22 protein-coding genes are annotated in these 24830 nt (G+C 53.0%); 18 read left to right on the plus strand and 4 right to left on the minus strand.

Annotation, left to right across the window (positions count from 1 at the left end):
- Nucleotides 1-5 precede the first annotated feature (5 nt).
- From NDK47_RS02480 to NDK47_RS02490, 3 genes are read left to right on the plus strand one after another with little or no spacing between them, the layout of a single operon-like run.
- The gene (locus NDK47_RS02480; RefSeq protein ID WP_251873327.1) at nt 6-1106 is read left to right on the plus strand and encodes an ABC transporter substrate-binding protein; all 1101 of its coding nucleotides are present in this window, start codon (nt 6-8) and stop codon (nt 1104-1106) included.
- Nucleotides 1096-2838 (plus strand): ABC transporter permease, encoded by a 1743-nt coding sequence (locus NDK47_RS02485; RefSeq protein WP_251873329.1) that lies wholly within the window; start codon nt 1096-1098, stop codon nt 2836-2838. The genes NDK47_RS02480 and NDK47_RS02485 overlap by 11 nt, the downstream gene beginning before the upstream one ends.
- Complete coding sequence (locus NDK47_RS02490; RefSeq protein WP_251873330.1) at nt 2835-3902, plus strand: ABC transporter ATP-binding protein; 1068 nt, start codon at nt 2835-2837, stop codon at nt 3900-3902. Before NDK47_RS02485 ends, NDK47_RS02490 begins: the two co-directional genes overlap by 4 nt.
- Before the next feature lie 194 nt (nt 3903-4096).
- Here NDK47_RS02490 and NDK47_RS02495 read toward each other — a convergent pair whose 3' ends face one another.
- The 4 genes from NDK47_RS02495 to NDK47_RS02510 all read right to left on the minus strand — a co-directional run bounded on the left by NDK47_RS02495 (nt 4097) and on the right by NDK47_RS02510 (nt 6575).
- Entirely contained in the window at nt 4097-4864 is a 768-nt protein-coding gene (locus NDK47_RS02495) for a pirin family protein (protein WP_251873331.1), read from the minus strand.
- A 36-nt stretch (nt 4865-4900) separates the two neighbouring features.
- Complete coding sequence (locus NDK47_RS02500) at nt 4901-5287, minus strand: DoxX family protein (protein ID WP_251873332.1); 387 nt, start codon at nt 5285-5287, stop codon at nt 4901-4903.
- Between the two features lie 80 nt (nt 5288-5367).
- Nucleotides 5368-5994 carry an FMN-dependent NADH-azoreductase gene (locus NDK47_RS02505; protein WP_251873333.1) on the minus strand — a complete coding sequence of 209 codons (627 nt, stop codon included), beginning with the start codon at nt 5992-5994 and terminating at the stop codon, nt 5368-5370.
- A 125-nt stretch (nt 5995-6119) separates the two neighbouring features.
- Nucleotides 6120-6575, minus strand: a complete 456-nt coding sequence (locus tag NDK47_RS02510; RefSeq protein ID WP_251873334.1) for a MarR family winged helix-turn-helix transcriptional regulator — start codon at nt 6573-6575, stop codon at nt 6120-6122.
- Between the two features lie 180 nt (nt 6576-6755).
- On the opposite strand from NDK47_RS02510, the gene NDK47_RS02515 reads away from it, so the two are divergent.
- The 15 genes from NDK47_RS02515 to NDK47_RS02585 all read left to right on the plus strand — a co-directional run bounded on the left by NDK47_RS02515 (nt 6756) and on the right by NDK47_RS02585 (nt 24023).
- On the plus strand, nt 6756-7721 hold the full coding sequence (locus tag NDK47_RS02515) for a DMT family transporter (protein ID WP_251873335.1): 966 nt from the start codon (nt 6756-6758) through the stop codon (nt 7719-7721).
- Between the two features lie 64 nt (nt 7722-7785).
- Nucleotides 7786-8385 carry a C40 family peptidase gene (locus tag NDK47_RS02520; protein ID WP_251873336.1) on the plus strand — a complete coding sequence of 200 codons (600 nt, stop codon included), beginning with the start codon at nt 7786-7788 and terminating at the stop codon, nt 8383-8385.
- Nucleotides 8386-8545: 160 nt separating this feature from the next.
- The gene (locus NDK47_RS02525; protein ID WP_251873337.1) at nt 8546-9646 is read left to right on the plus strand and encodes a carbohydrate kinase; all 1101 of its coding nucleotides are present in this window, start codon (nt 8546-8548) and stop codon (nt 9644-9646) included.
- 3 nt (nt 9647-9649) lie between these two features.
- The gene (locus NDK47_RS02530) at nt 9650-10567 is read left to right on the plus strand and encodes a pseudouridine-5'-phosphate glycosidase (RefSeq protein ID WP_251873342.1); all 918 of its coding nucleotides are present in this window, start codon (nt 9650-9652) and stop codon (nt 10565-10567) included.
- Nucleotides 10568-10747: 180 nt separating this feature from the next.
- Nucleotides 10748-13165, plus strand: a complete 2418-nt coding sequence (locus NDK47_RS02535) for a heavy metal translocating P-type ATPase (protein ID WP_251873344.1) — start codon at nt 10748-10750, stop codon at nt 13163-13165.
- Nucleotides 13166-13250: 85 nt separating this feature from the next.
- Nucleotides 13251-13451 (plus strand): copper ion binding protein, encoded by a 201-nt coding sequence (locus tag NDK47_RS02540; protein ID WP_251873345.1) that lies wholly within the window; start codon nt 13251-13253, stop codon nt 13449-13451.
- Between the two features lie 231 nt (nt 13452-13682).
- The gene (ytaF, locus tag NDK47_RS02545; RefSeq protein ID WP_251873346.1) at nt 13683-14345 is read left to right on the plus strand and encodes a sporulation membrane protein YtaF; all 663 of its coding nucleotides are present in this window, start codon (nt 13683-13685) and stop codon (nt 14343-14345) included.
- Between the two features lie 1115 nt (nt 14346-15460).
- Nucleotides 15461-15628, plus strand: a complete 168-nt coding sequence (locus tag NDK47_RS02550; protein WP_251873347.1) for a hypothetical protein — start codon at nt 15461-15463, stop codon at nt 15626-15628.
- 74 nt (nt 15629-15702) lie between these two features.
- On the plus strand, nt 15703-18498 hold the full coding sequence (locus NDK47_RS02555; RefSeq protein ID WP_251873348.1) for a calcium-translocating P-type ATPase, SERCA-type: 2796 nt from the start codon (nt 15703-15705) through the stop codon (nt 18496-18498).
- A gap of 43 nt (nt 18499-18541) precedes the next feature.
- Nucleotides 18542-19252: a sporulation protein YunB gene (gene yunB / locus NDK47_RS02560; RefSeq protein WP_251873349.1), complete on the plus strand. Its 711-nt coding sequence runs from the start codon at nt 18542-18544 to the stop codon at nt 19250-19252.
- Between the two features lie 115 nt (nt 19253-19367).
- On the plus strand, nt 19368-20375 hold the full coding sequence (locus tag NDK47_RS02565) for a copper amine oxidase N-terminal domain-containing protein (protein ID WP_251873350.1): 1008 nt from the start codon (nt 19368-19370) through the stop codon (nt 20373-20375).
- A gap of 186 nt (nt 20376-20561) precedes the next feature.
- On the plus strand, nt 20562-21230 hold the full coding sequence (locus tag NDK47_RS02570; protein ID WP_251873351.1) for an aspartate/glutamate racemase family protein: 669 nt from the start codon (nt 20562-20564) through the stop codon (nt 21228-21230).
- Complete coding sequence (locus NDK47_RS02575; RefSeq protein ID WP_251873352.1) at nt 21227-21889, plus strand: AroM family protein; 663 nt, start codon at nt 21227-21229, stop codon at nt 21887-21889. Before NDK47_RS02570 ends, NDK47_RS02575 begins: the two co-directional genes overlap by 4 nt.
- Nucleotides 21890-22096: 207 nt before the next feature.
- Entirely contained in the window at nt 22097-23659 is a 1563-nt protein-coding gene (locus tag NDK47_RS02580; protein ID WP_251873353.1) for a PucR family transcriptional regulator, read from the plus strand.
- Nucleotides 23660-23735: 76 nt separating this feature from the next.
- Complete coding sequence (locus tag NDK47_RS02585; protein WP_251873354.1) at nt 23736-24023, plus strand: hypothetical protein; 288 nt, start codon at nt 23736-23738, stop codon at nt 24021-24023.
- The last annotated feature ends 807 nt before the right edge of the window (nt 24024-24830 follow it).

Below are 24830 nucleotides of genomic sequence, written 5' to 3' on the forward strand. Positions count from 1 at the left end.
TCACAATGGTAAAACGATGGTCGATTGCACTGGCAACAGCCTTATCCCTGATCAGTCTGACGGGGTGCGGAACACAGCCCCAGCAGGCATCTCCCACCGCAGGCACCAGCGAACAGACACAGACAAATGCACAGCCGCAAGCGAAGCCAGCCACTGGCGGGGCGGAACCGTCACAAGCCCCAAAAGCTGCGGGAACGCTGCTGTTTTATACATCTCAGCCTGATGAGGATGCGAATGCGCTGATCACAGCGTTTACCCAAAAATACCCCGAGGTTCGCGTAGAGCTGTTTCGCTCCGGCACGGAAGAGGTGGTGAGCCGCCTCTTGGCTGAAGCCGAAGCCAAGCAGGTGAAGGCAGATGTTCTATTGCTGGCAGATGCTCCAACCTTTGCCGGTTTGAAAAAACGGGATCTCCTGCTTTCTTACTCTTCTCCGGAAGCAGCAGGGATTCCGGCTGAATGGAAAGACGCAGACGGCGCCTATACAGGCACGAAGGTAATGGCCACGGTGCTTGCTTACAATACCAATCTGACCAAGTCAGCTCCGGAAAGCTGGAAAGTGCTCACGGAGCCTGCGGCGGCAGACAAGGCGATTATGCCAAGCCCGCTCTATTCGGGGGCTGCGGCCTACAACGTCGGTGTGTTTACACGTCATCCGGACTTTGGCTGGGAGTTTTTCCAGGCACTGAAAGAAAGCAAAATGACCGTTATTAAAGGGAATGGAGCGGTGCTCAAAAGTGTGGCAGGCGGTGAAAAGCAATACGGGATGCTTGTTGACTATATGGCCGCCCGCGCCAAAAAGGAAGGGTCTCCGATTGACTTGGTTTATCCCAAAGAGGGGGTTCCTGTTATTACCGAGCCTATCGGTATTCTGAAAGATTCCCGGAATCCGGATGCAGCCAAAGCCTTTGTCGACTTCGTTCTTTCCGAGGAAGGGCAAAAGCTGGCGGCCAGCCAAGGCTATACCCCCATCCAAAAAGGCGTGCAGGCTCCCGAAGGCTTGAAGAGTGTGGAAGAATTGCAGATACTCTCCGCTGACATCGCCCAGCTGGAAGCTGCCCGCGAAGAGGACAAGAAAAAGTTTGGAGAGATGATGGGTGGCAAGTGAGTGGCAACCGCTCCTGACGAAACCGCATGAGAGGAAAGGAAGACTGCCTGTTGGCAAACGGGCTGTGCAAAAGCTGGGGACCTGGTTCCTGTACGCGGTCATCGTCTTTCTCTTCGCGTATCCGGTCCTCCGGCTTTTCATCCTGAGCGTGCAGACGGAAACAGGCCTTGGCCTGGATCACTATCGGGAGCTGTTGTCCAGCGAGCGGACGTGGACGACGATCCAGGACACGATGTGGACCGTGCTTGGTTCCACGATTCTCTCGCTCCTCATCGGCGTCGCGTTGGCGTGGATCTGCGCGTACACCGATATCCGGGGGAAAGGCTGGGTCCATCTGTTTGCACTCCTTCCTTTTATCCTGCCATCGTATATTGTGACGCTGGCCTGGACGCAGCTCGCGGGGCCGCAGGGCTATCTGAACCGCTGGGCATCCCAGTTGCTGGGAGAGCCGACCGTTTTGTGGAATGTGTACGGTCTGGACGGCATTATCGTGCTCATGGGGCTTACTCACTATCCCCTGGTCTATCTGCTGACGCTGTCTGTCCTGTACCGCATTCCCAAGGAGCTGGAGTGGGCTGCGCGATCATCAGGAGCCGGCAGACTCGCCGTTCTGTCCAAAGTGACGCTGCCGCTGGCATTGCCGGGCATCGCCAGCGGCGGGCTGCTCGCTTTTATCTCCAGTCTCGATAATTTTGGAATTCCCGCTTTTCTCGGCATTCCCGCCGGCGTCTCCGTGCTGAGCACGCTGATCTACGAACAGGTGGTGGGCTTTGGACCCTCGGCTTTTTCTACCGCCTCCGCGCTTTCTGTCCTGCTCGGCTTGATCGCGCTGGCCGGAACAGGGGTGCAGTGGTTTTTGCTGCGCAAAAGCAGAGCAGATCAGACGTATGGGGAGGATAAGTCAGTTCGTTACACATTGGGCCGAAAGCGTGTGGCCGTGGAAGCCGGCGTCTGGTTGTTTCTGCTTGTGACAGGTGTACTGCCGCTGCTTGCCATGGCGACGACGGCGCTGCTCAAGGCGTATGGGCTGCCGTTTGCTCTGGAGAATCTGACGTGGAAGCACTTTTCTTTTGTGCTGTTGCAGCATGCAGCGACAACCCGCGCGATTCAAAACAGCCTGATGCTGGCGGGCATGGCTGCGCTCATCTGTCTGGTGGTCGGGACGGCCTTTGCCTTCTGGCGGATTCAGCGCCCCACTTCCTTGAACAAAGGAATGGAAGGCATCATTTCTCTGCCGTATGCGCTGCCGGGCATGGTGGTCGCACTCGCGATGATCCTGACCTGGATCGAACCGATTCCGGGATGGCAGCCGGGGATTTACGGGACGGTTTGGTTGCTTTTGTTCTCGTACGTGACGCGCTTTTTGATTTTGCAGGTGCGAAGCAGCTCGGCCTCGATCATGCAGGTAGGAGCGGAGGTTGAGGAGGCAGCGCGCATCAATGGAGGAAAAACGCCGGTACGCTGGCGAAAAATCCTTGTTCCCCTTTACGCCCCTGGCATGCTGACCGGTGTCTTTCTGGTGTTTTTGACCGCCCTGACGGAGTTGACGATCTCCTCGCTGCTGTGGTCGTCCGGTTCGGAAACGATTGGCGTGGTCATCTTCAGCTTTGAGCAGGCTGGTTCTACGGTTCAGAGCACAGCTCTTTCGACGGTGATCGTTGCGGCGGTGCTGCTGACTTTGGGAGCGGGCCATCTGCTGAAACGATATTGGCAACGGAGGATGAAAGCATGAACAGTGCCTATGTAAAGGGGCTTTATAAGCAATTTGGAGAGGTAAAGGTTCTGCGCGAGGTGGAACTGCAGGTGGGCAGCGGTGAATTTGTGGCCTTGCTGGGGCCGAGCGGCTGCGGCAAGACCACACTGCTCCGGTTGCTGGCCGGGTTTGAACAGCCAACCTCAGGCGAAGTCTGGATTAACGGCCAGCTTGCTGCCCATGCGGCCTTGAACAAACCGCCCGAAGAGCGGAGAGTCGGGATGGTGTTCCAATCCTTTGCACTATGGCCGCATATGACCATCTTCCAAAATGTGCTTTTTCCCCTGCAGCACCAGCGTGAAGTACCCGAGTCGTACAGGAAAAACCCGCGCTCCCGCGTTGAGGAAGTATTGGAAATGGTCGGTCTGGGCGGCATGGGACAGCGCTACCCCAGTCAGTTGTCAGGCGGACAAAGACAGCGTGTAGCTCTGGCTCGGGCCATCGTGTTTCACCCGTCTCTGCTCCTGATGGATGAGCCGCTGAGCAGCCTGGATGTGGAGCTGCGCGTCCAGATGCGCAAAGAAATTCAGCATCTCCACAGGGAACTGGGCGCCTCGATCGTCTATGTCACGCATGATCAGTCAGAGGCATTGGCCATGGCGGACCGTATCGTGGTGATGAAGGATGGGCGAATAGAGCAAGACGGCACGCCGGATGACATCTACTTTGCTCCTGAGTCGCCGTTTGTGGCCCGCTTTGTCGGGAAGGCCAATTTTTTGCCGGGGGTCTGGAGTGATTCCCGCACCTTTCAGCTGATCATGGCGGGCAGGAGTCCTCGCCCTTTACGGGTATCTCGGGATTTTTCTGCTTTCAAGGCAGAAGGTGTTTTGCCGGTGCGGCCCGAACAAATTCGTCTTCATCCAAGGGACAGCCAGCCCAGCCGCGAAGCCGGCTTTCTGGAGGGACAGATCAAACATGTGCAGTTCCAGGGCAGAGAGTGGCTCTACACAATCGCTGTCGGCGCAGAGGAACTGGAGGTTGCGGCAGGTCCGGGAGAGCGGTTCGCCTATGAGGAAAACGTATGGGTAGAATTTTGCATTTAATGGAAACATGCCAGCTAAACCAGTTGGCTCCCTTCAGACCGTGCATTGTAAATCTACCCTTGTTAATGTCTCTTGAAAGGGACCTGAGTATGCAACGGAAAAGCAAACAGGCCGCTTCGCTAGGTTAGCGAGCAGCCTGTTTGCCTGGCTTTTTTGCCATCTTGCGTCCAGGTGTTTTTTGCCTGTGAAAAGGATTATTTTCGATACAGTGGATAGTCCACCTCAGCGGGCACCTGAATCACGACGAGGCGAAGGGATTCTGCCGAATCGGCTGTGAAGCGAATCTCGCCGTCTTGATCGGTGGTCACGACTGCAAAATCTCCGCCAATGACTGCTGTGCCAGCCTCATCCGCCAGCGGCTGCAGATCGCCTTTTCCAGAGACGGCGACCATCGCCAGGGAATAACCGGCTGGAAGCGTCCAGGTAAAGGAATGGGACGGCGGAATGTGCAAATCCTGCATGACCGAGTCAGTTACCAGGGAGACCGGGGCGTCTGCACCGATGATCCGCTTTACCTGCACCTGATCGATGACCTCTTGCGGAAACTCCTCATGATCGTGCTGGTTGTATGTTGGCGGAACCTTGACAGCCTGTGAGAGGTGAGGCTCAAACCAGATTTGGAACATCTCTGTGCCTGTGCTCATCTCTTCGGCATGGTAAGCCCCGGAGCCGGTCTGCATCACCTGGGCGCCGCCGGTCGATACCTGCTGCAGATTGCCCAGCGTGTCGCGATGGCCGACTGTTCCGGCCAGCACGTACGAGACGATTTCAAAGCCGGAGTGGGGATGCAGCGGGATTTCAAAAGTGGTCAGCGACTTGGCCCAGGCCCAGTAAAAGAGGGGGCCGACCCGTTTGACGGCGGTATCCTCGTGAGGAAAGGCAATCGGTTTGCTCTCTACGATCTCGCCATTGCCGAAATGTCCTTTTCCTTGTTGATCCTTTGAATACAGGGAGATGTTCATAAGGGCTCCTCCTTTTTGGTCAAACGTACAGCGAGATTACAGCAGCGTGTAAGCACCTGGCCCGATCATAGCGACACCCAAAGCGACAGCGATAATCGCCAGGTTGTATTCGTAGCCGTTTTGCGTGGCCCAGTAGCCATTGGCCAGATGCACCTTGACAGTCGCAACAATCATGGTGCCGATGATCAACAGAGCGCCCAGCCATGTGCCGACCCCGGCAGCGAACAACAGTCCGCCGATCAATTCGCTCAGACCGGCGAGCAGGGCCATCATGATACCCGGCTTCATCCCGATGGATTCAAACCAGCCGCCTGTTCCCTTCACGCCATGACCGCCAAACCACCCAAACAGCTTTTGTGCACCGTGACCGGCAAAGGTAAGACCAATCACCAATCGAATAATCAACAAACCTGCATGTACCATATCATATTCACTCCTCATAAAAGTATTTAAAATTAAAGTATTTTAAATTTAAGATATTTGAGAAAAAAGGCCGGCGGGCCTTAGAAGGATTCCGCCAGTTTTGCAGCCTTTTCAATACCTGCTTGCACCAGTTCTTCTGCTTTGTCCGGTGCTTGGTTGTGACCTTCCACGATAACAGTGGAGATGTCTTTTACACCCAGGAAGCCGAGAAGGGTTTGAACGTATTTCACGCTCATCTCGATCGAAGCCATTGGCTCTTGGGAGTAGTTGCCGCCGCGAGCATTCAACAGAGCTACTTTTTTGTTGTCCAAGAGGCCGACTGGACCTTCAGCGGTGTAACGGAATGTTTTGCCAGCTTGGCACAGGTAGTCAAAGTAGGTGTGGAGGACAGCCGGTACCGTGAAGTTCCACAGTGGGAAAGCGATCATCACTTTCTCTGCTTCGATGAACTGATTCAGGTATTTGCTGACCAGCTCGAAATGTTTTTGATCTTCCGCTGTCAGTTCCATCCCTTTGCCGGCTTTGAACATGGCCGTGATTTTATCGTTATCGTAGTAAGGAAGATTTTCAGCAAACAGGTCCAGCTCGACGATCTCATCATTTGGATGAGTCTCTTTATAGGTTTCCACGAATGCTTGGTAAAGCTTCACGCTGACCGCTTGATCCGCGGGACGGTTATTTGCTTTGATAAACAGTACTTTGCTCATGTTGCGGTTAATCCCCTTTCGAAATGTGAGTAGCTAACATTTAAATTGTAAATCTTGATTTTAAGATTATTACGATTGAGGTGGTTTGTCAAGAGGTTTTTCACCGCCAATGTACTTCGGTGCTGTTATAGCTGAAAGCGCTCTTGAGCAGAACGCCCCAATTTCTTCAAAAGCTCAATAGCCTGCTGCTTCTCTTCCTGGTTCAGACCGCTCACGGCCTGCTCGATTGCCTCTCGATGGGAGGGGAAGATGGCGGCCAGGAATTGCTCTCCTTTTTCCGTCAGCTCTGCGTAAATCACCCGGCGATCTTCGGCACAGGGCTTGCGGACCAACAACTGCTTCTTTTCAAGTTTGTCCACTACGTACGTAATATTTCCGCTGGAGATCAGGATCTTTTCGCCAATTTGCTGAAGCGGTTGGGGACCTTTGTGATACAGCAATTCCAGTACGCCAAATTCGGTCGGATTCAATCCGTGTCCGCGAATTTCCTTGTTTGTATTTGCAGTTACCCAGTTGTAAGCGCGGGCCAAAACAACCATGAGCTGCAATGAATCGTCTCGTTGTTGCTGTGGATCAGACATCGTGGAACCCCCTTTTTTTCAGGTGTGAACGAAACATATCTTAATTTAAAGATAATTATACAGACCATGAACCCGCCTGTCAAAGTAATTCGATTTGGCGCAGGGACGCATCTTCAGGTTGTGTTTAGTTGCAGTACGCGATATATTGCAGGTAAAAAGAAGTGGAGAGGAAAGAAAATCATGTCTGCTTCAGTACGGATACGAGGATTTACCATGGTAATCGTGGCCTCCATCTTATGGGGAGTGTCGGGAACCGTGGCACAGTCACTCATGCAGCACTACCAGTTTCAGACGGATTGGCTGGTTGCCGTTCGCCTGCTTTCTTCGGGAGTGATTTTGTTGGCTCTTTCTTTATTGGGCCAGCATCGTCAAAATGTTTGGCATCTTTTGCGCTCGGGCGGCGATTTTGTACGGCTGCTCATCTTTTCGATCCTGGGGATGCTCGCTGTGCAGTATACCTTCTTTGCCGCGATTGAAGCGGGCAATGCCGCAACAGCGACTCTGCTTCAGTATTTGGGGCCAGTTTTTCTGGTTCTCTATTTCATCATTCGTACGCGGAAGTTGCCTTCATTGGCCCAAGTAACAGCCTTGGTTCTGGCTCTTGGCGGAACCTATTTTCTGATCACAGGAGGAAATCCCGGCAAGCTGACGATTTCCGCTGGCGCACTTGCATGGGGGCTTGCCTCGGCGCTGGCGCTTGCTTTTTACACGGTTTACCCCACACTGTTGCTGGGGCGCTGGGGATCTACTGTCGTATTGGGCTGGTCCATGCTGATCGGCGGTGTGGTATTGGGGCTCAGCACGCAAACCTGGACCTATACGGAGATGATCTGGACACTTCCTTCTGTATTGGCCGTGCTGTTTATCATTTTGTTCGGGACGTTGATTCCTTTTTATTTGTACGTAGATAGCTTGAATTACATCCGGCCGACAGAAACCAGCCTGCTCGCTTCGGCGGAACCGCTGTCTGCCGTTATTACTGCTGTCTTTTGGCTGCATGTATCGTTCGGCTTGTTTGAATGGATCGGCTGCCTTTGTATTATCGGGACCGTTTTTGCTCTCTCACGTCATCGCGAAAAGCCCAAAGAGGTTTCGCTCGGCGTCGCCAGTGACGAAACAAGGCGGGGGAAGCTGGAAAAAGTTTAGCGATCTCCCTCTCCGCATAGGACACCTCCTCTGATTAAACAATATAGACAGAAGGAGGTGTCAGATGAAGCCCAAAAGGAAGCTTGTCATATGGATCACCATGACCGTACTTATGCTCAGCTCGATGGCCGGCTGCGGTCCGCGGAAGAGTGCGCAGCCTGCGCCAGAGCCGAGGGTTCATCCGTATCGCGTAGACGGAACTCAGCCGCATCTGACGATTAACGAGGCTGCGGTTCCCCGGTGGAGAAAAACGGCGGATGCGATCATTTCAGACGGTATGAAATATATGGGGACACCGTACGTCTACGGGGCAGAGCGGTTTAATGACAAGACATTTGACTGCTCCTCCTATGTGCAGTACCTCTACGCCAAACAAGGGATTAAGCTCGGATACAATGCCCGGGAGCAGGCAGTGGAAGGGGAAGAAATTCCTTTCATGAACATGCGTCGGGGAGATCTCATGTTCTTTTCCGATGAGGATTATCCCAATGAAACCGGTTTAAACAAGGTAAGGCATGTCGGCATTTACATGGGGGACGGAAAAATCCTGCACACCTACGAACCGGGCATCGGCGTTGTCATCAGCAACATTCACAAGGATGAAAAAGAGGGAGAGTACTGGTACCAGAATTACCTCTTTGCCCGAAGAGTGATTCCCGGATAACGAAAGACAATGGGCTGTCGAGAAGAACTCGGCAGCTTTTTTGCGATGGTAAGCATTTTCCTCTTTCTAAACATTTGTTTGTATGTTAAACTTTTGTTGTGAAAGCGAAACGTTTGTCCAATAAGCAGATCTTCTCTGTCTGAGAGAAAGGAGGAGAGCGATGGATAAGGAAAAGCAGATTCTCCGTTATATTCGGGAAAACCCTTTTGTCAGTCAGCAGGAGCTTGCCGATAAAATGGGGATATCCCGTTCGGCAGTTGCCGGTTATATTGCCCAAATGACCAAGCGTGGCGATATCAAGGGAAGAGCGTATGTTTTGCGCGATGAAGAGCGAATCGTCTGCATCGGCGGGGCCAATCTGGACCGAAAAGCACGCGCCAAGCAAGAGGTTCGGCTGCACTCGTCCAATCCGGTCACGATCTCGGAATCTTGCGGGGGAGTCGGACGCAATATCGCTGAAAATCTGGGGCGTCTGAGCTGCAATGTCGCGTTGATCAGCTGTGTCGGAGAGGACAAGGAAGGCGACTGGATTTTGCAGGAGACCCGCAGGCACGGCGTCGATATCAGTCAGGTATGGCGGTTGCCTACCCAGCGTACAGGCACCTACACCGCGCTGTTGGACAGAGACGGCGAGATGGTCGTTTCGCTGGCCAACATGGATATCTACGACGCGCTGACGCCGCAAATGCTGGCTGAGCGCTGGTCGCATATCGCCGCAGCCCGCGCTGTCTATCTGGATACCAATCTGCCTGCCGACTGTCTGGCTTACGTCATCGAGCGTTGCCGGGAGGAAAAGATAGCGCTGTTTGTTGACCCGGTTTCTTCGGCCAAGGCCGAAAAGCTGCCTGAGCGTCTGGCGGGTGTAGAGACAATTCTCCCCAATCGCGAAGAAGCAGAGATTTTGTCTGGCATGAAGATTGAGAGCAAGGATGATTGTGAAGAAGCCTGCCGCCGTATTCGGGCCAGAGGTGTGAAGAGTGTCGTTGTCACTTTGGGCGAGCAGGGTGTTTACTGCCAGTCGGAGGAAGAAGCGGAGCTTTTGACCCCTTACCCAACCGAGGTCGTGGATGTGACAGGGGCCGGGGATGCCTTCGCATCGGGGCTGCTGTACGGCATCGTGAACGGGGAATCGCTGGGCCAAGCGTGCCGGTTCGGGATGGCCGCATCGGCTCTGACATTGAGTACGGAACACTCGGTATCTCCGCAGCTCAAGCCGGAGATGCTGGAACAAACCATGCAAAAATACGAGGAGGAACGATAAACAATGAAAGAATTTCTGACCTATACAGAAGAAGTCCGACATGCGCTGGAGAACAATCTCCCTGTCGTAGCGCTGGAGACCACCATTATTTCTCACGGCATGCCTTATCCGCAAAATATCGAGATGGCGAAAGAAGTAGAGCAAATCATCCGCGATAACGGGGCGGTTCCGGCGACAATCGGGATCATGGACGGCAAAATCAAAATCGGCTTGTCGGAGAGTGAGCTGGAGGAGTTTGCTACCAATCAGTCTGTGGAAAAAGTAAGCCGCAGGGACTTCCCGTACATCCTGGCAAGCGGAAAAATCGGCGCCACGACGGTTTCCGGCACGATGATCGGGGCTCAGCTGGCTGGCATCCGCGTCTTCGCGACAGGCGGCATCGGCGGCGTTCACCGCGAAGGCGAAATTACCTGGGATGTATCGGCGGACTTGACTGAGCTGGCGCAGACCGGTGTAGCGGTGATTTGTGCCGGGGCCAAATCGATTCTGGATCTGGGCCGTACGCTGGAATACCTGGAAACCCAAGGGGTACCTGTCGTCGGATACAAGACCAGTGACTTCCCGTCCTTCTTTGCCCGCGAGAGCGGCTTCGGCGTTGACTTCCGTCTGGATACGCCGGAAGAAGTGGCTGCCGTTATGGATACCAAATGGAAGCTGGGACAAAAGGGCGGCATGGTGATCGCCAATCCGGTGCCGGAGGCCGATGCTCTGGATCACAACGAGATTGAAGCGGTCATCCTGCAGGCCCTGAAAGAAGCGAAGGAAAACGGCATCGCCGGTAAAAAGGTGACCCCTTTCCTTTTGGCGAAAGTAAAACAATTGACCGAAGGCAAAAGTCTGAAAACCAATATTGCGCTGGTGAAGCATAATGCAGCCGTTGCTGCACAGATTGCGGCTGCCTACCAGGCCACCCAAAAATAAAAAGTAGCATGAAAAATGGCAAAGCCCTGCTTCTAAAATAGGAGCAGGGAATTTTTTTGAAAAAACCGCTTGATATACCGTATGGGGGTATTGTATACTGAGTTCAGATAAAAAACATCTCTTCAGGGAAGACTAACAAAAATATACCCCTCATAGGTATGTGATTCGGAGGAATCAAACATGAGCGGCAAAGAAAAAGAAGCGATCGTCGCGATATCCGGCATGACGTGTGCAGCATGTGCCATGCGGATAGAAAAGGGTTTGCGAAAGCTGGAGGGCGTGGAATCAGCCAATGTCAATCTCGCTCTCGAAAAGTCAACCGTCGTCTATGACGCCGAGAAAACAGACCTGCAGAAAATCCACCAGAAAATCGAGGATCTGGGGTATGGGGTGATTACCGAAAAAGTGGGGCTGAACATCTCCGGGATGACGTGTGCAGCCTGTGCCACGCGGATTGAAAAAGGGCTGAACAAACTGACAGGCGTGACGGGGGCTCATGTCAATCTCGCCTTGGAGACGGCTTCCGTGGAGTACGAACCCAGCCAGACCAGTGTGACAGATCTGATCAGACAGGTGGAAAAACTGGGCTACCAGGCTGTGCGAAAGGATGACCAGAGCGAGTCGGAGACGGCAGACCGCCGCGCCCGGGAGATCCAGCAGCAGACGGGCAAGTTTCTCTTTTCGCTGATCCTGTCCCTGCCGCTTCTCTGGGCGATGGTGAGCCACTTTTCCTTTACCTCGTTCATCTGGCTGCCCGACATGCTGATGAACCCCTGGGTCCAGCTTGCACTGGCTACTCCCGTGCAGTTCATCGTGGGGAAACAGTTTTATGTAGGAGCATACAAGGCACTGCGAAACAAAAGTGCCAACATGGATGTCCTCGTCGCACTCGGAACCTCGGCAGCCTATTTCTACAGTCTGTATCTGTCGATTCAATCCCTCAGTACGCAGGCCCATATGGTTGATCTCTATTTTGAGACCAGCGCCGTCTTGATCACCTTGATCCTGCTCGGCAAGCTCTTCGAGGCCAAGGCCAAAGGACGCTCCTCCGAGGCGATTCGCAAGCTGATGGGATTGCAGGCCAAAACCGCCGTTGTCATACGGGAAAGCAAGGAGCTGACCATTCCCGTCGAAGAGGTGCGACCGGGTGACATCGTCTCCGTCAAGCCAGGTGAAAAAATCCCGGTCGATGGAATCGTGCGGGAAGGTCAGTCGGCAGTCGATGAATCGATGCTGACGGGAGAGAGTATTCCGATCGACAAAACCGTGGGTGACAACGTGATCGGGGCAACGCTGAACAAGAATGGTTTTCTGCAGATTGAGGCGACCAAGGTTGGGAAGGAAACAGCGCTTGCCCAAATTATTCGAGTCGTCGAGGAAGCCCAAGGCTCCAAAGCTCCGATCCAGCGTTTGGCTGACCGTATTTCCGGCGTATTTGTCCCGGTTGTCGTAGGGATTGCCGTGTTGACCTTTATCATCTGGTATTGGCTGGTTGCGCCGGGTGATTTCGCGTCTGCCCTGGAAAAAGGGATCGCAGTCCTCGTGATCGCCTGTCCGTGCGCACTCGGTTTGGCGACCCCCACCTCGATTATGGCGGGATCAGGCCGGGCTGCCGAATTGGGTATCCTGTTCAAAGGTGGAGAGCATTTGGAAACGGCCCACCGCTTGGATACCGTGGTGCTGGACAAAACAGGCACCGTGACCAAGGGAGAGCCGGAGCTGACCGATGTCTTCAGCTATGACGCCGAAGAGAGCGAACTGCTGACCCTGATTGGAGCGGCCGAGAAAAACTCCGAGCATCCGCTGGCACAAGCCATCGTGAAGGGAATCACAGAAAAAGGGATCGCACTCGGCAGCACCGATTCATTTGAAGCCATTCCCGGATTCGGCATACGCGCTGTGGTAAACGGGAGGGAAGTGCTTGTGGGAACTCGCCGCTTGCTAACTGAGCATCAGATTCCTTTTACACAGGCCGAAGAAGCCATGTCGGCACTGGAGAGGGAAGGAAAAACAGCCATGCTCGCGGCCGTTGATGGAAAGCTGGCCGTAATGGTTGCGGTGGCCGACACGATCAAGCCAACTTCCCGCGAAGCCGTCAAGCGGATGAAGGAAATGGGGCTGTCCGTCATGATGATGACCGGGGACAACAGGCAGACGGCCGAGGCCATCGCTCCCCTGGCGGGGATTGACCAGGTGATTGCCGAGGTATTGCCGGAGGGCAAGGCAGATGAAGTGAAGAAGCTGCAAAAACAAGGCCGCCGGGTAGCCATGGTGGGGGACGGAATCAACGATGCGCCCGCTCTGGCGACCGCCGATATCGGGATGGCCATTGGAACCGGTACCGATGTAGCCATGGAAGCAGCTGATATCACGCTGATGCGCGGTGACCTGATGAGTGTCGCAGACGCCATCGTCATGAGTCACAAAACGATCCGCAATATCAAGCAAAACCTGTTCTGGGCCTTTGCCTACAATACGCTGGGGATTCCGTTTGCGGCCCTCGGGTTTCTGGAACCGTGGCTGGCCGGGGCGGCTATGGCCTTCAGCTCCGTCTCTGTGGTGCTGAATGCCTTGCGTCTGCAAAGGGTCAAATTGTAACAGAAGGAGGCCCGGGTTGCTTTTCGGGAACCCGAGCGGTATGGTTAACCAAAAAAATCAGTAAGGAAAAAAGGAGAGAGTCCAAATGAAAAACGTAACCCTGAAAGTAGAAGGAATGTCTTGCAATCACTGCGTTCAATCGATCGAGAAAGCACTCAAGGAGATCGGCGCTGCGGGAAAAGTGGACCTTGCGGGGAAAAGCGTGGAAGTCACCTTTGATGAAAACAACCTGACGGAGGCAGCGATCAAAGAAGCGATTGAAGACCAGGGGTATGACGTCGTATAAAAAAGCTGCTGGCTGGACTGTGTATCGGGTGATGCTGCGTGCATTGCCCGGTACACTTTTGGGCAAGAGGGGCGCGGAATCATTCGGCCCTTTTTTTGCTTGCGTTCGTTTCTGATGCCCAACAATGAAAACGTGGAGAAACGTTCGCATAACCGTCAAGTCGGATACGGGCACCAAGGACAAACACGCAGCGTATTCTAAAGGGCAACGGGAAAAAGAGGTGATGGCAAAATGAGCGGATGGCTCTCTCTTCTTCTTGTGTCCCTGGCGATCAGCATGGATAGCGTCACTGTCGGTTTGACCTACGGTCTCAGGCATATGCGGATTCCTTTAACATCCCTTGCCGTTGTGGCAGGGTGTTCCTTTGCCGTAGTGTATGGAGTCATGTGGGTGGGCTCGACGCTTGTCTTTTGGCTGTCACCGGAGTGGGGCCAACAAATTGGGGCGTTCGTACTGATCGGGATGGGCTCATTTACGCTATGGCGGCTGATCTCGGCGCGTTCAAAAACAACAGATGAGTCAAAAGACAGCAGTGTTGCCGAAGAAAACAGTCCGGCGCTGGTCTCCCAATTCCGGATGTTTGGGCTGATCATTCAGATTCTCAAGGACCCTTCGCATGCCGATACGGATCGGTCCGGCCATATCATGGGCTGGGAAGCCGTGATGCTGGGATTGGCACTGTCGCTGGATGCCTTTGGTGCAGGAATTAGCTTGACCTTCTTGGGCTATCCGCCACTTTCGGTGGCTGCATGTATTGCTGTGATGAGCGGAGGATTGTTGTTTGTCGGCATTGGACTAGGACGGCAGGCAGGGAGATTCAAATGGCTGTCCCGGCTTACCTGGTTTCCCCCTGTTTTGCTGATCTGTATCGGTTTGGTCAAAAGCATAACCTAGCATACTGGTTGAGCCCGTCTCTTTTTTTATGAGACGGGTTTTTCTCATTGACGGAAGATGGTAGCTTCGGTGGTTACTCTTCGTCTTTACTAGCAGCTTTCTTGCCGAAAGGCGAGTGGAAACGGGGCTATAGTGAGAAGAAGCATGTTTCCCTGCTATGCTCCGTATTCCGCTCGCAAGGGAGTGTTTACTGTCCGCTCCGGGTCGATTCGCGGGGGATCGCAAAAGCAGCATCGCTCCGAGGTCATCCCAAGTTGCGCTCCTTTTTTCCCGCGAATCGCCCCTCCGCTGGGTAGGGCTCCACAGTCGCAACGCAGGGAAACATGCTTCTTCATGTAGCCGGACTTTTGCAAGCAAATGCGGGTGAAAGCGATGAAGAAAAACGAGGAAAGGACTTTTTGGGGGGGAGGCCAGAAAGAGAATAATCGACCAAAACAGCGAAAAGCGCCCAAACTTAAAAGATTGGGACGCCTGTTACATAAGGTCCATTATCGGGACCCTGAGATTTTTTTTATTATCCACTCAACTATTAAACCAATAAAACTAGCAATGAGTATCAATGCTAAAACTAGTGACATCATATTGTCACTTGGAATTAGATTTACAATTCCTATTATCAAGACGACCAAAAATATGATCACGCTGGGCCTAAATAAAAATCTCATAAAGATTCACACCCTGTACAATTTTTCTATTTCGTGCATCATGCTGGTTTTGAACTGTGGACATATACTCTATTGTAGATAGGATCACAGTTTACACCATACCCTAAATGTAAATTTAAGGTCTGGGAATTAACTATGCAAACATTAACTCTTAAAGGGGAACTGAATATCAGCCCCAATGGAGTCTACCGCGGTTATTGGAAAGAAGTGAAGGATTAACGTAAAGGCCCATCTGAAGATATTTTCAGATGGGTTTCTTGCATTAGGGGGGTGCACCAGTCTTTTCATTTCATTAGAAAAATCTTTTTTTGTTTTTCATCATTTTAAATTATTTTATAAAGCAAGTAAGAAGCAGAATGTTCGCAGAAGAATCATGTTCCCCTGCGGTGCGACTGTGAAGCCCAGCTCAGCGGAACAACGTTTGGCGGGAGAAAGGGGCGCAACCTTGGGATGACTTCGAAGCGAAGCGGCTTTTGCGCACCCCCGCCAAACGTTGTGGAGCGGACAGTCAATCCTCCCAGCAGGGCGGAATACGGAGCCAAGCAGGGGAACATGATTCTTCTCGCCACAGCCCCGTTGCGCGTAACGAAAGCTCAGCCAGCCATCGAAAAGGATTGATGGGACAGGTGGGTTATTTTGAGGCTCGTCTGCATACATATGAGATGAAGTGTGAACGTGATGGAGGGATACAGATGGAGACGAGGCCGAATCAAAAATGGTACACACTTGCGGCAGTCGAAGTGACCAGGATGCTGAAAAGCGACTTGAAGCAGGGCCTTTCGCGGGATGAGGCTGAGCGAAGACTGTCCAAAAGCGGCGCCAACCAACTGACGGCGAGCAAACGCAAGCCGTTGTATTCGGTTTTGCTGGATCAGTTTAAAGATTTTATGGTCTTGATTCTATTCGTCGCTACCCTAATTTCGTATTTTCTCGGTGAATACCTCGATGCGATCACCATTATTGCCATTATTTTTATCAACGGGGTATTGGGTTTCATTCAGGAGGCACGGGCAGAGCGATCACTGCAGGCTTTGAAGGATTTGGCCTCCCCGATGGCCCGGGTCCTGCGCGATGGACAGCTTTCCATGCTCCCCGCATCCAGACTGGTTCCCGGTGATTTGGTCTTGCTGGAAGCAGGAGATCGGGTGCCGGCTGACCTTCGTCTGTTCACAGCCAATCGACTGGAGATCGAGGAATCGGCCCTGACCGGAGAGTCCGTTCCCGTGTCGAAAACAGCCCAAACGCTGGCAGCAGGCAGCCCGGATGAAGTGCCGCTCGGAGATCAGAAAAACCTCGCCTTCATGGGAACCATGGTCACAGGGGGGACCGGGCAAGGACTGGTGATCTCTACCGGGATGCAGACGGAGATCGGAAAAATTGCCCATCTAATGAACGAAGCGGAGATCGCCGAAACACCGCTGCAGATTCGCCTGGAGCAGATGGGGAAAATCCTCGTAGTGGTTGCTGTTCTGCTTACCATGGTGGTGATCGGGGCCGGGGTGTGGCATGGACATGAGCTGTTCACGATGTTCCTTGCCGGAGTCAGCCTGGCGGTAGCAGCCATACCCGAGGGCCTGCCTGCGATCGTGACGGTAGCGCTGGCTTTGGGCGTTCAGCGGATGATCAAGCGAAATGCCATCGTCCGCAAGCTGCCCTCTGTAGAGACACTCGGTTGCGCTTCCGTCATTTGTTCCGACAAGACCGGGACGTTGACCCAGAACAAAATGACCGTTACACATATCTGGCATGGGGATGACACGTTTCAGGTTACAGGCAGCGGTTATGAGCCGCAGGGGGCTTTCCTCCTGCAGGGCAAGCAGTGCGCGCCGGAGCGCGATCAGGCATTGGCAAGGCTTCTGGAGATCGCAAACAGCTGCAACAATGCGCAGCTGACCTATGAAGAGGAGAAGGCGCGCAGACTTCTCAGCATGGGAAAAACCGTGAAGAGATGGCAGGTGATCGGCGATCCGACAGAGGGAGCGCTGAAGGTATTGGCTGCCAAGGGCTTGGGCTTTGATGTTGAACACGGAAAAGGAAGCAAGATGGCTGCCCGCGTCGAAGAGCTGCCGTTTGATTCTGACCGTAAAATGATGTCGGTTGTGGATAAAAAGGCAGACGGCAGTTTCGTGATGCAGACGAAAGGGGCAGCCGAAGCAGTCCTTTCCCGATGCAGCCATATCTTGTGGAAGGGGCAGGTACAGCCGCTGTCTGCAACGATGCGTCACCGGATTTTGGATCAGACAGAAAAGATGGCCGCCCAAGCCCTTCGTGTGCTGGCATTTGCCTACAAACCGCTGCAGGGGTATCGTACCGGCCATACGGGAGAGATCAAGGAAAGCGATCTGACCTTCGTGGGGCTGGTCGGGATGATTGATCCGCCGCGCGAAGAGGTGAGTGCAGCCATCAATCTATGCCACCAGGCGGGGATCAAGACCGTAATGATTACCGGCGACCACCGGATTACAGCCGAGGCCATTGCCCGGCAAATCGGGCTGATGCGCGGATACGGAGAGGTTATGGAAGGCCGGGAGCTGGATCGCATCAGTGATGAGGAGCTGGCAGAGCGGGCAGAGCGCGTCGCTGTCTACGCGCGTGTCTCGCCGGAGCACAAGCTGCGAATTGTCCGCGCTCTGCAAAGCAACGGGCACGTCGTGGCCATGACCGGTGACGGCGTAAATGATGCGCCTGCGATCAAAACGGCGGATATCGGGATTGCTATGGGGATTACCGGCACCGATGTGACCAAAGAAGCCGCCGATCTGGTGCTGCGTGATGACAACTTTGCCACGATTGTTTCAGCAGTAGAGGAAGGGCGCAATATCTACGACAACATCCGCAAATTCATTCGCTATCTGCTCGCTTCCAATGTCGGTGAAATTCTGGTTATGTTTTTTGCGATGATTCTGGGGATGCCGCTGCCGTTGGTGCCGATCCAGATTCTCTGGGTAAACCTCGTGACAGACGGCCTGCCTGCCATGGCCCTAGGGGTTGATCCGCCTGAAGCGGACACGATGTATCAGCGGCCCCGCAACAAACACGAGAATATTTTCGCACGGGGGCTGGGCTGGAAAATTATCAGCCGCGGGTTTTTGATCGGGCTGATGACCCTTCTGGCATTTTGGCTGACCTGGCGGGAGAATCCGGACGATCTGGTTCATGCCCAGACCGTGGCCTTTGTGACCTTGGTGATGGCACAGTTGATCCACGTTTTTGACTGCCGCAGTCAACACAGCGTGTTCCATCGCAATATTTTTGAAAATAAATATCTGGTTTGGGCCGTGATTTCCTCGATTGTACTGGTTCTGGGCGTTGTCTATCTGGAAGCGCTGCAGCCCATTTTCAAAACGACCAATCTCTACTTCCGCGACTGGGCATTAATTCTCGTCGCTGCGGGGATTCCGACATTTGTCGCGGGCATGGGAGGCGTGCTGCGAAGAGGGGCTTTAGGAGGGGCACGGCGGTCCTCTGCACGTACGGCTCGCTCCTGACCCTGCAAAGAAGCAAATATACACGGCGGGGGAGAGCGAAAACGTGGCGCGCTATCGAAAAGGAAGCTGGCGACAGCGGGGAAAACGTCTCCTGCTCATACTGATCATCTGGTTGATCATCCTGTTTGTCCTGTTCCTCATCGCAGAGAAGCGGATGGAACCGACGCTGATGTTGATCGCTACCCAGAAGGCAGACCAGATGGCAAAGCTGGCGATCACCGATGCGGTTACCAAGCGGTTGACACAACAAGGGGTCGACTTCGATGAAATCATCGTCATGGAAAAAGACAAAGAAGGGAAAATCATGGCGGTCAACTTTAATTTTGAGCAATACTCACGGATTGTGGGGGAGACGACCAGCCGGATACAGAACCGGATGAAAGAGTTTGAAGAAGAAAATGTAAAGATTGCGGTTCCGCTGGGCCTGGCTACCAAAAGCGTGTTTCTGGAGCATTACGGACCGAAAATCCCCGTCTCGCTGGTGCCGGTCGGTTCAGTCAAGACTCGGCTGGAAACCGGGATGGAGCAGGCGGGTATCAACATGGTGCTGGTGACGGTCTATATTAACGTAGAAGTCAATCTGCGGATTGTCATCCCTTTTGCCACAGAGCAAAAAACAGTGACGACGATGATCCCGATAACCGAAGCCATTATCGTAGGCAAGGTTCCCGACTATCTCTACAATAATCCGTACGGCAAGCCCGATGTCCCCTACCCGCAGTCGCAGCTAAAGCCTGCGGCAGGACAGCCATAAAGAGGAGTCAATTTTAGCACAAACGATGCGCTCCGCAAAAAAATGAAACGTTTCCCGTGAATCTGTCGTCTCATTACCAGGACAACATAGAAGCTATAGAAATGGAGATGACAGCATGAAAAAAATGAAATATGCTTCCCTGACCCTTATGACAGCAGCGATCCTGTCAGCAAACATAACAGGTGCCTCTGCGACATCAGAGCCCGTTCGGGAATTGTCCATCCAGGTAAACGGGCAGCAACTGGAGCTTCACGCGATTGATGACAAGCAACAACAGACGGTTCTGGTCCCCCTGCGTCAGGTAGCAGAGGCACTGGGTTATGAAGTCAGTTGGAACAGTACCAATAAAGCTGCAGAGGTAAAAAAGGGAGCGCAGTGGAGCTACGCCAAGGCGGGAGAAGATAACTATCCTTATGCCAAAATGTACAAATCGGTAGGAGCCGTTCCGAAAGTAATCAATGACAAAACATATGTGACTGTAGCGTTTGTACAGGATATTCTCCAGACGCCGGTACAGGTCAGCGGTGATTCTGTCAGCATTGCGGATCAAGCCGAGCAGGAAGGCGTGAAAAAGGCGGGGTCCATCACTCGTATCAATCGTGTTGACGGCAAGGTATCCATTCTTGTAAACGGCTATCAGAAAGGGATTTTGCTCCATATAGGGGATGAGACCAAAATCGTGAAAGCAGACGGCAAGCCTGGAACGGTGGAAGACCTGAAGCTGGGCACGGAAATTGAGGCGGTTCACGCCAATTTCATGGCACTCAGCCTCCCTCCGCAAACGTCAGCAAAAGAGATCGTCATCAAAAACAGTCTGGAAACACCCGAAGTGCTGGGCACCTTTGGCACAGTCCAATCCGTTGAAAAGAGCACAGATGGCAATGTCTTGATCGGCGTAAAAGGTGAACGGTTGACGGACAACTCGTTTGAAGAGATTCGTCTGGTAGTTACCGATGAAACAAAAGTACTTACGACAGACGGCAAAACGCTCACCAAGGCAGATGTGAAGCCGGACATGAAGGTGTTTGCCTATTATAGCCCCAAACTGACGCGCAGCCTGATTCCGCAGGGAGTGGCCGAGAAAATTGTGGTAGAACCTGCAGAAGAATTAGCGGCCGAATAACCGGGTATGCCCAAAAAGACACATTCTCTCTTGAAGAATGTGTCTTTTGTTTGCAGGGGGAATCGATGGTTGTTCGTACGGGACAAAGTTTTCCCGGCGAGTTTGGCTGACCGGGCCGTATTCCCCGCCAATTTCCTCTGCCTATAATGAAAGGAAAACAATGCAAGCTAGACAGGAGGAGTAGGCATGCTCGGAATTATTCGTGTCATTACGTTGACCGATCCGCGTGACGTCCACCGTCACGGGGAGTTGATCGAACGAAAGTATCAGATCCCGGTTATCAGCGAGTGCATCTGGGATCAGCCAACGGGCATTTACGATCAGGAGACAGAAGAAATCGCGATTCCCAAGATTATCGAAGTGGCCAAACGTCTCAAGGAAAAGGGCTGCCAGGTGATCGGGATCAGTTGTGCTGCTGATCCGGCTTTGGCTGATGTGAGACAGGTAGTGGGCATTCCGGTGATCGGAGCAGGCTCAGCAGCTGCTCATCAAGCCATGTCCGTATCAAGAAAGGCTGGCGTGTTGACCATTCTCGATGATGCCCCCCCGCTCGTCAAGCAAATTCTGGGTGATGCGTACATTGGCGTCAAAAGACCGGAGGGTGTTAGAACCACGTTGGATCTGCAGACACCAGAAGGAAGGAAAAACGCACTCAAAGCCGCAAAGGAGCTGAAGGAGCAGGGGGCAGAGTCCATTGTGCTTTGCTGTACCGGTTTTGCCACCATCGGGTTCGCTGAGGAATTGATGGAAACGTTGCAACTGCCGGCGATGGACCCCATCATGGCGATTGGTGCGTCTGCCTCCATGTTTCTGAATAAACAGAATTTAATACCGGCAGATGGTGTTCGCGCATGAAAAAATTAGGGACGATTACGATCGGGCAATCGCCTCGTGTTGATGTGACACCGGAGATGCTGCCGTATCTTGGAGATGTCACGGTTGTGGAAAAAGGCGCGTTGGACGGGATGGGGCCTGACGAACTGGCTGCAATCGCCCCCAAACCGGGAGAGAACGTTCTGGTGAGTCGGTTGCGAGACGGCTCCCAGGTCACGATGTCCAAGCAAGCTGTGCTGGATCTGATGCAAATGCGGATCGATGAGCTGGAACAGGAGGGTGTCGAAGCGATTCTGCTATTATGTACCGGCCACTTTCCGCCGTTTCGTTGCCAGACGCTGCTCTTGGAGCCGGACCGCATTCTCAACCATGCTGTGCGGGGATTGCTTTCCACTGGCAGACTGGGTGTCATCAATCCCGTACCGGAACAGCGCGGGGCATCTCTCGAAAAATGGGAGCGCGACGGGCTGGAAGTGTTCATAGCGGCGGGATCACCCTATCTGCCGGGCGACCAGATTGAGCAAGCTGCACGATCTCTGAAGCAGCATGATGTAGACCTGATTGTATTGGACTGCATCGGTTACACCGAGGCGATGAAGCAAACCGTTCAGGCCGTCACCGGAAAGCCGGTAATCCTGTCGAGAACGATGGTTGCCCGGGTATTGGGTGAGCTGGGGTAGGCTCATATTGGAAAGGAACGGTACGGAGTGGATAAACAGGCCGGGACAGTTCGACGAGTAGAAAAACTACTGGATCGGATTGTTCCGGCTTTCCTATTTTTTCAGTCATAATAAAAAATTATACATCTAATTTTAATGTTTTATCTATTCTGACTTCATTTTTTTGCTACACTATCATTCATACAGCACGACGAAGGAGGGAAGGTTGTGAACGGAGTAACCATTCGGGAGTTAATGGAAATCCCGCCCTTGAAGGATGCCCGTGTCATTAGTGGCTTTGAAGGCGTAGATCGCGTCGTTCGGTATATTGACATCATGGAAGTGCCGGATTTAAGAGGGTGGCTGCGAGAAGGGGAACTGTTGCTGACGACAGCGTACTCGATCCGTCACGATCCTTCCCGCTTGCCCGAGATCGTCGAGCATATGGCGCAAGCGGGAGCAGCAGCATTGGCGATCAAGCCGGAGCGATTCCTTCATGATCTGCCAGAAGAGATGATTTTGGTCAGCAATCGCTACCAGCTGCCTATCATTGAACTGCCGGCGATGATCCCGTATATGGACATCACACATGCCGTGATGGAGCAAGTGCTGGATCGTCAGGCGGCACTGCTGCGCCGTTCGGACGAAGTATACCGGACGTTGACGACCATGGTTTTGGAAAACAGCGGACTGCAGGCGGTTGCCGACAACATTGCCGGCTTGGTCAAGGGTGCTGTCCGCGTTCTGGATAACTTCGGTCAGGTGATTGTGTCCGTACCGCCGGACTGGAAACCGAAGTCAAAGCATTTGGAATGGGACATTGCCGTAGATAGACAGATAGTCGGGAAGCTGCAGGTGGACAAGGAGCGGCTGGATGACATCCAGCAGGTTTGTGTGGAACAAGCCCGGGTCGTGGTCGCTCTGGAGCTGATGCGGGCAAAGACGGCTGTCGATACCGAGAAGAGATTGCGTGGAAATCTGATTGATGAACTCCTGTCCGCTGTTCCTCCAGCCAGGCATGAAGTCGAGAGAAGGGGCAGACAACTGGGCTTGAATCCGCTCCAGCATTGGGAAGTCGCAATCATTGAAGGCAATGAAACGATTATGCAGCAACTCTCGAGTGAGGCTTCCCACTTTCGGCAGACATTGGACAGAGAGGCTCAGCAGAACGGTTTGCAGGCGCATATCGAGTCGAGACACAGCTCGCTGGTGCTGCTGCTTTCCAGCAAGCCCGTGGCTGTGGAACCATCCGGCAAGGGCAAGCGGTTGCTTGAGACGGATCAGACAGGCTGTATCGATTGGTGTAGTGTCATTGAGCGCCTTTTGCAGGAACAGAGCGGTAAGCGCCATGACATCCATATCGGAAAAGGAGGCTCGTATCCGTTGTGGCATGTGCATCAGAGCTATACGGAGGCGAGAAAGGCCCTGGCGATCGGGGTGAAGCTGTCGCGCCCGATGGAAGTGACGGCCTTTCCGGATGTGGAGGCTTTCCAACTGCTCGCGGAGAGTGTGGATCAGGTTCATTTTTCCGAGTTGTTTGAAAGAAAGCTGGGGAAACTCCACGCGCATGACCTAGAGCACGGAAGCGATTTTCTGCGGACGCTTTACTATTATTTGGAGTCATCGGGAAATCTGATCGAGACTTCCAACCGCCTGTACATTCACCGGAATTCCGTAAAATACCGGCTGCAGAGGATTCGGGAGATCATTCCGATCGATCTGAGCTGTGCCCGGCAGCGATTTGTCTACCATTTGTGTTTGACTTATCACTATCTGAAGACGAATGAATAGCGGGGATCATGATTATTATAAAGTCGTCTTTTGGACGGCTTTTTTGTTTGGGAGCGGGGCTGCGGGGAGAAGAAGCATGTTTCCCTGCTCAGCTCCGTATTCCGCCCGCAAGGGAGGGTTCACTGTCCGCTCCGGGGCGATTCGCGGGGGAGCCGCAAAAGCCGCATCGCTCCGAGGTCATCCCAAAGTTGCGCTCCTTTTCCCGCGAATCACCCCTCCGCTGGGGCAGGGCTCCACAGTCGCACCGCAGGGAAACATGCTTCTTCACGATACCGGTGCTGATAAAAAATTGTGGGTGGAATCGATGATGAAAAGCAAAGATAAAAACAAAAAGAGAAGAATGATACAAACAGGAAAGGCATAAGGAGATAGATATACGAGATAAGAAATAATCGTGATAGAAATAACAAGATAGATAAAAAGATAGAATCAAAGATCAAATACTAGATGAAAGTAATATTATGATACAACGTTGATCGCTTAAGAGTTCCAGGGTTCTTTCGCAGATGAAAATATAATGATTTCTAATTCGATAATATGTAAAAAAATGGATTCATCATTTCTTTGGTGTTTGATCCGCTGACCGAAAGGCACTAGGTTTTTAAACAAAAATGATTTTTTTTATAAAGCAGTATTATCTTGTTTTTCATCATTTAAATTCCGAGGAGAAGTAAATGACCGGAGAAGAATCCTGTTTCCCTGCGGTGCGACTGTGTAGCCCCACTCAGCGGAGCAGCGGATGGCGGGAAACAGGGCCGCAACCTTGGGATGACCCCGGAGCGACACGGCTTTTGCGGACCCCCGCCAGCCGCTGAGGAGCGGACAGTTAACCCTCCCTTGCGGGCGGAATACGGAGCCAAGCAGGGAAACATGATTCTTCTCCCTGCGGCCCCGTAGCACGGACTTGGCCAGGACGAACAACGAAACAGTACTACAACAGTAACGCTGGAACAACAGTCAGATGGAACTAACAGCCCAAAACTACAGCGCAAAACGCGGATGCATGTTACACGGATGCATTTCCGCGTTTTTCTTATGCCTTCAGGCCAAATCACCCCGATACATTTTCACCGCACAAGCCATCACTCTCACAAGCCGGCACATGGCAAACAGAGACTCTTTGTTCACCGGAGACAAACCTTCCCCTCCTTTTTTAGCGGGCGCGGACGTA

Source organism: Brevibacillus ruminantium, assembly GCF_023746555.1.
In the GTDB taxonomy this organism is placed as follows: Bacteria; Bacillota; Bacilli; order Brevibacillales; family Brevibacillaceae; genus Brevibacillus; species Brevibacillus ruminantium.

Excerpts from the sequence above, each read along its gene's own strand:
- NDK47_RS02490 (WP_251873330.1), top strand. The coding sequence starts at position 2,835 with ATGAACAGTGCCTATGTAAAGGGGCTTTATAAGCAATTTGGAGAGGTA.
- NDK47_RS02555 (WP_251873348.1), top strand. The coding sequence starts at position 15,703 with ATGGAGACGAGGCCGAATCAAAAATGGTACACACTTGCGGCAGTCGAA.
- ytaF (WP_251873346.1), top strand. The coding sequence starts at position 13,683 with ATGAGCGGATGGCTCTCTCTTCTTCTTGTGTCCCTGGCGATCAGCATG.
- NDK47_RS02540 (WP_251873345.1), top strand. The coding sequence starts at position 13,251 with ATGAAAAACGTAACCCTGAAAGTAGAAGGAATGTCTTGCAATCACTGC.
- NDK47_RS02480 (WP_251873327.1), top strand. The coding sequence starts at position 6 with ATGGTAAAACGATGGTCGATTGCACTGGCAACAGCCTTATCCCTGATC.
- NDK47_RS02565 (WP_251873350.1), top strand. The coding sequence starts at position 19,368 with ATGAAAAAAATGAAATATGCTTCCCTGACCCTTATGACAGCAGCGATC.
- NDK47_RS02570 (WP_251873351.1), top strand. The coding sequence starts at position 20,562 with ATGCTCGGAATTATTCGTGTCATTACGTTGACCGATCCGCGTGACGTC.
- NDK47_RS02575 (WP_251873352.1), top strand. The coding sequence starts at position 21,227 with ATGAAAAAATTAGGGACGATTACGATCGGGCAATCGCCTCGTGTTGAT.
- NDK47_RS02550 (WP_251873347.1), top strand. The coding sequence starts at position 15,461 with ATGACTTCGAAGCGAAGCGGCTTTTGCGCACCCCCGCCAAACGTTGTG.
- NDK47_RS02520 (WP_251873336.1), top strand. The coding sequence starts at position 7,786 with ATGAAGCCCAAAAGGAAGCTTGTCATATGGATCACCATGACCGTACTT.
- NDK47_RS02495 (WP_251873331.1), bottom strand. The coding sequence starts at position 4,864 with ATGAACATCTCCCTGTATTCAAAGGATCAACAAGGAAAAGGACATTTC.
- NDK47_RS02585 (WP_251873354.1), top strand. The coding sequence starts at position 23,736 with ATGTTTCCCTGCTCAGCTCCGTATTCCGCCCGCAAGGGAGGGTTCACT.
- NDK47_RS02530 (WP_251873342.1), top strand. The coding sequence starts at position 9,650 with ATGAAAGAATTTCTGACCTATACAGAAGAAGTCCGACATGCGCTGGAG.
- NDK47_RS02510 (WP_251873334.1), bottom strand. The coding sequence starts at position 6,575 with ATGTCTGATCCACAGCAACAACGAGACGATTCATTGCAGCTCATGGTT.
- NDK47_RS02505 (WP_251873333.1), bottom strand. The coding sequence starts at position 5,994 with ATGAGCAAAGTACTGTTTATCAAAGCAAATAACCGTCCCGCGGATCAA.
- NDK47_RS02535 (WP_251873344.1), top strand. The coding sequence starts at position 10,748 with ATGAGCGGCAAAGAAAAAGAAGCGATCGTCGCGATATCCGGCATGACG.
- NDK47_RS02515 (WP_251873335.1), top strand. The coding sequence starts at position 6,756 with ATGTCTGCTTCAGTACGGATACGAGGATTTACCATGGTAATCGTGGCC.
- NDK47_RS02500 (WP_251873332.1), bottom strand. The coding sequence starts at position 5,287 with ATGGTACATGCAGGTTTGTTGATTATTCGATTGGTGATTGGTCTTACC.
- NDK47_RS02525 (WP_251873337.1), top strand. The coding sequence starts at position 8,546 with ATGGATAAGGAAAAGCAGATTCTCCGTTATATTCGGGAAAACCCTTTT.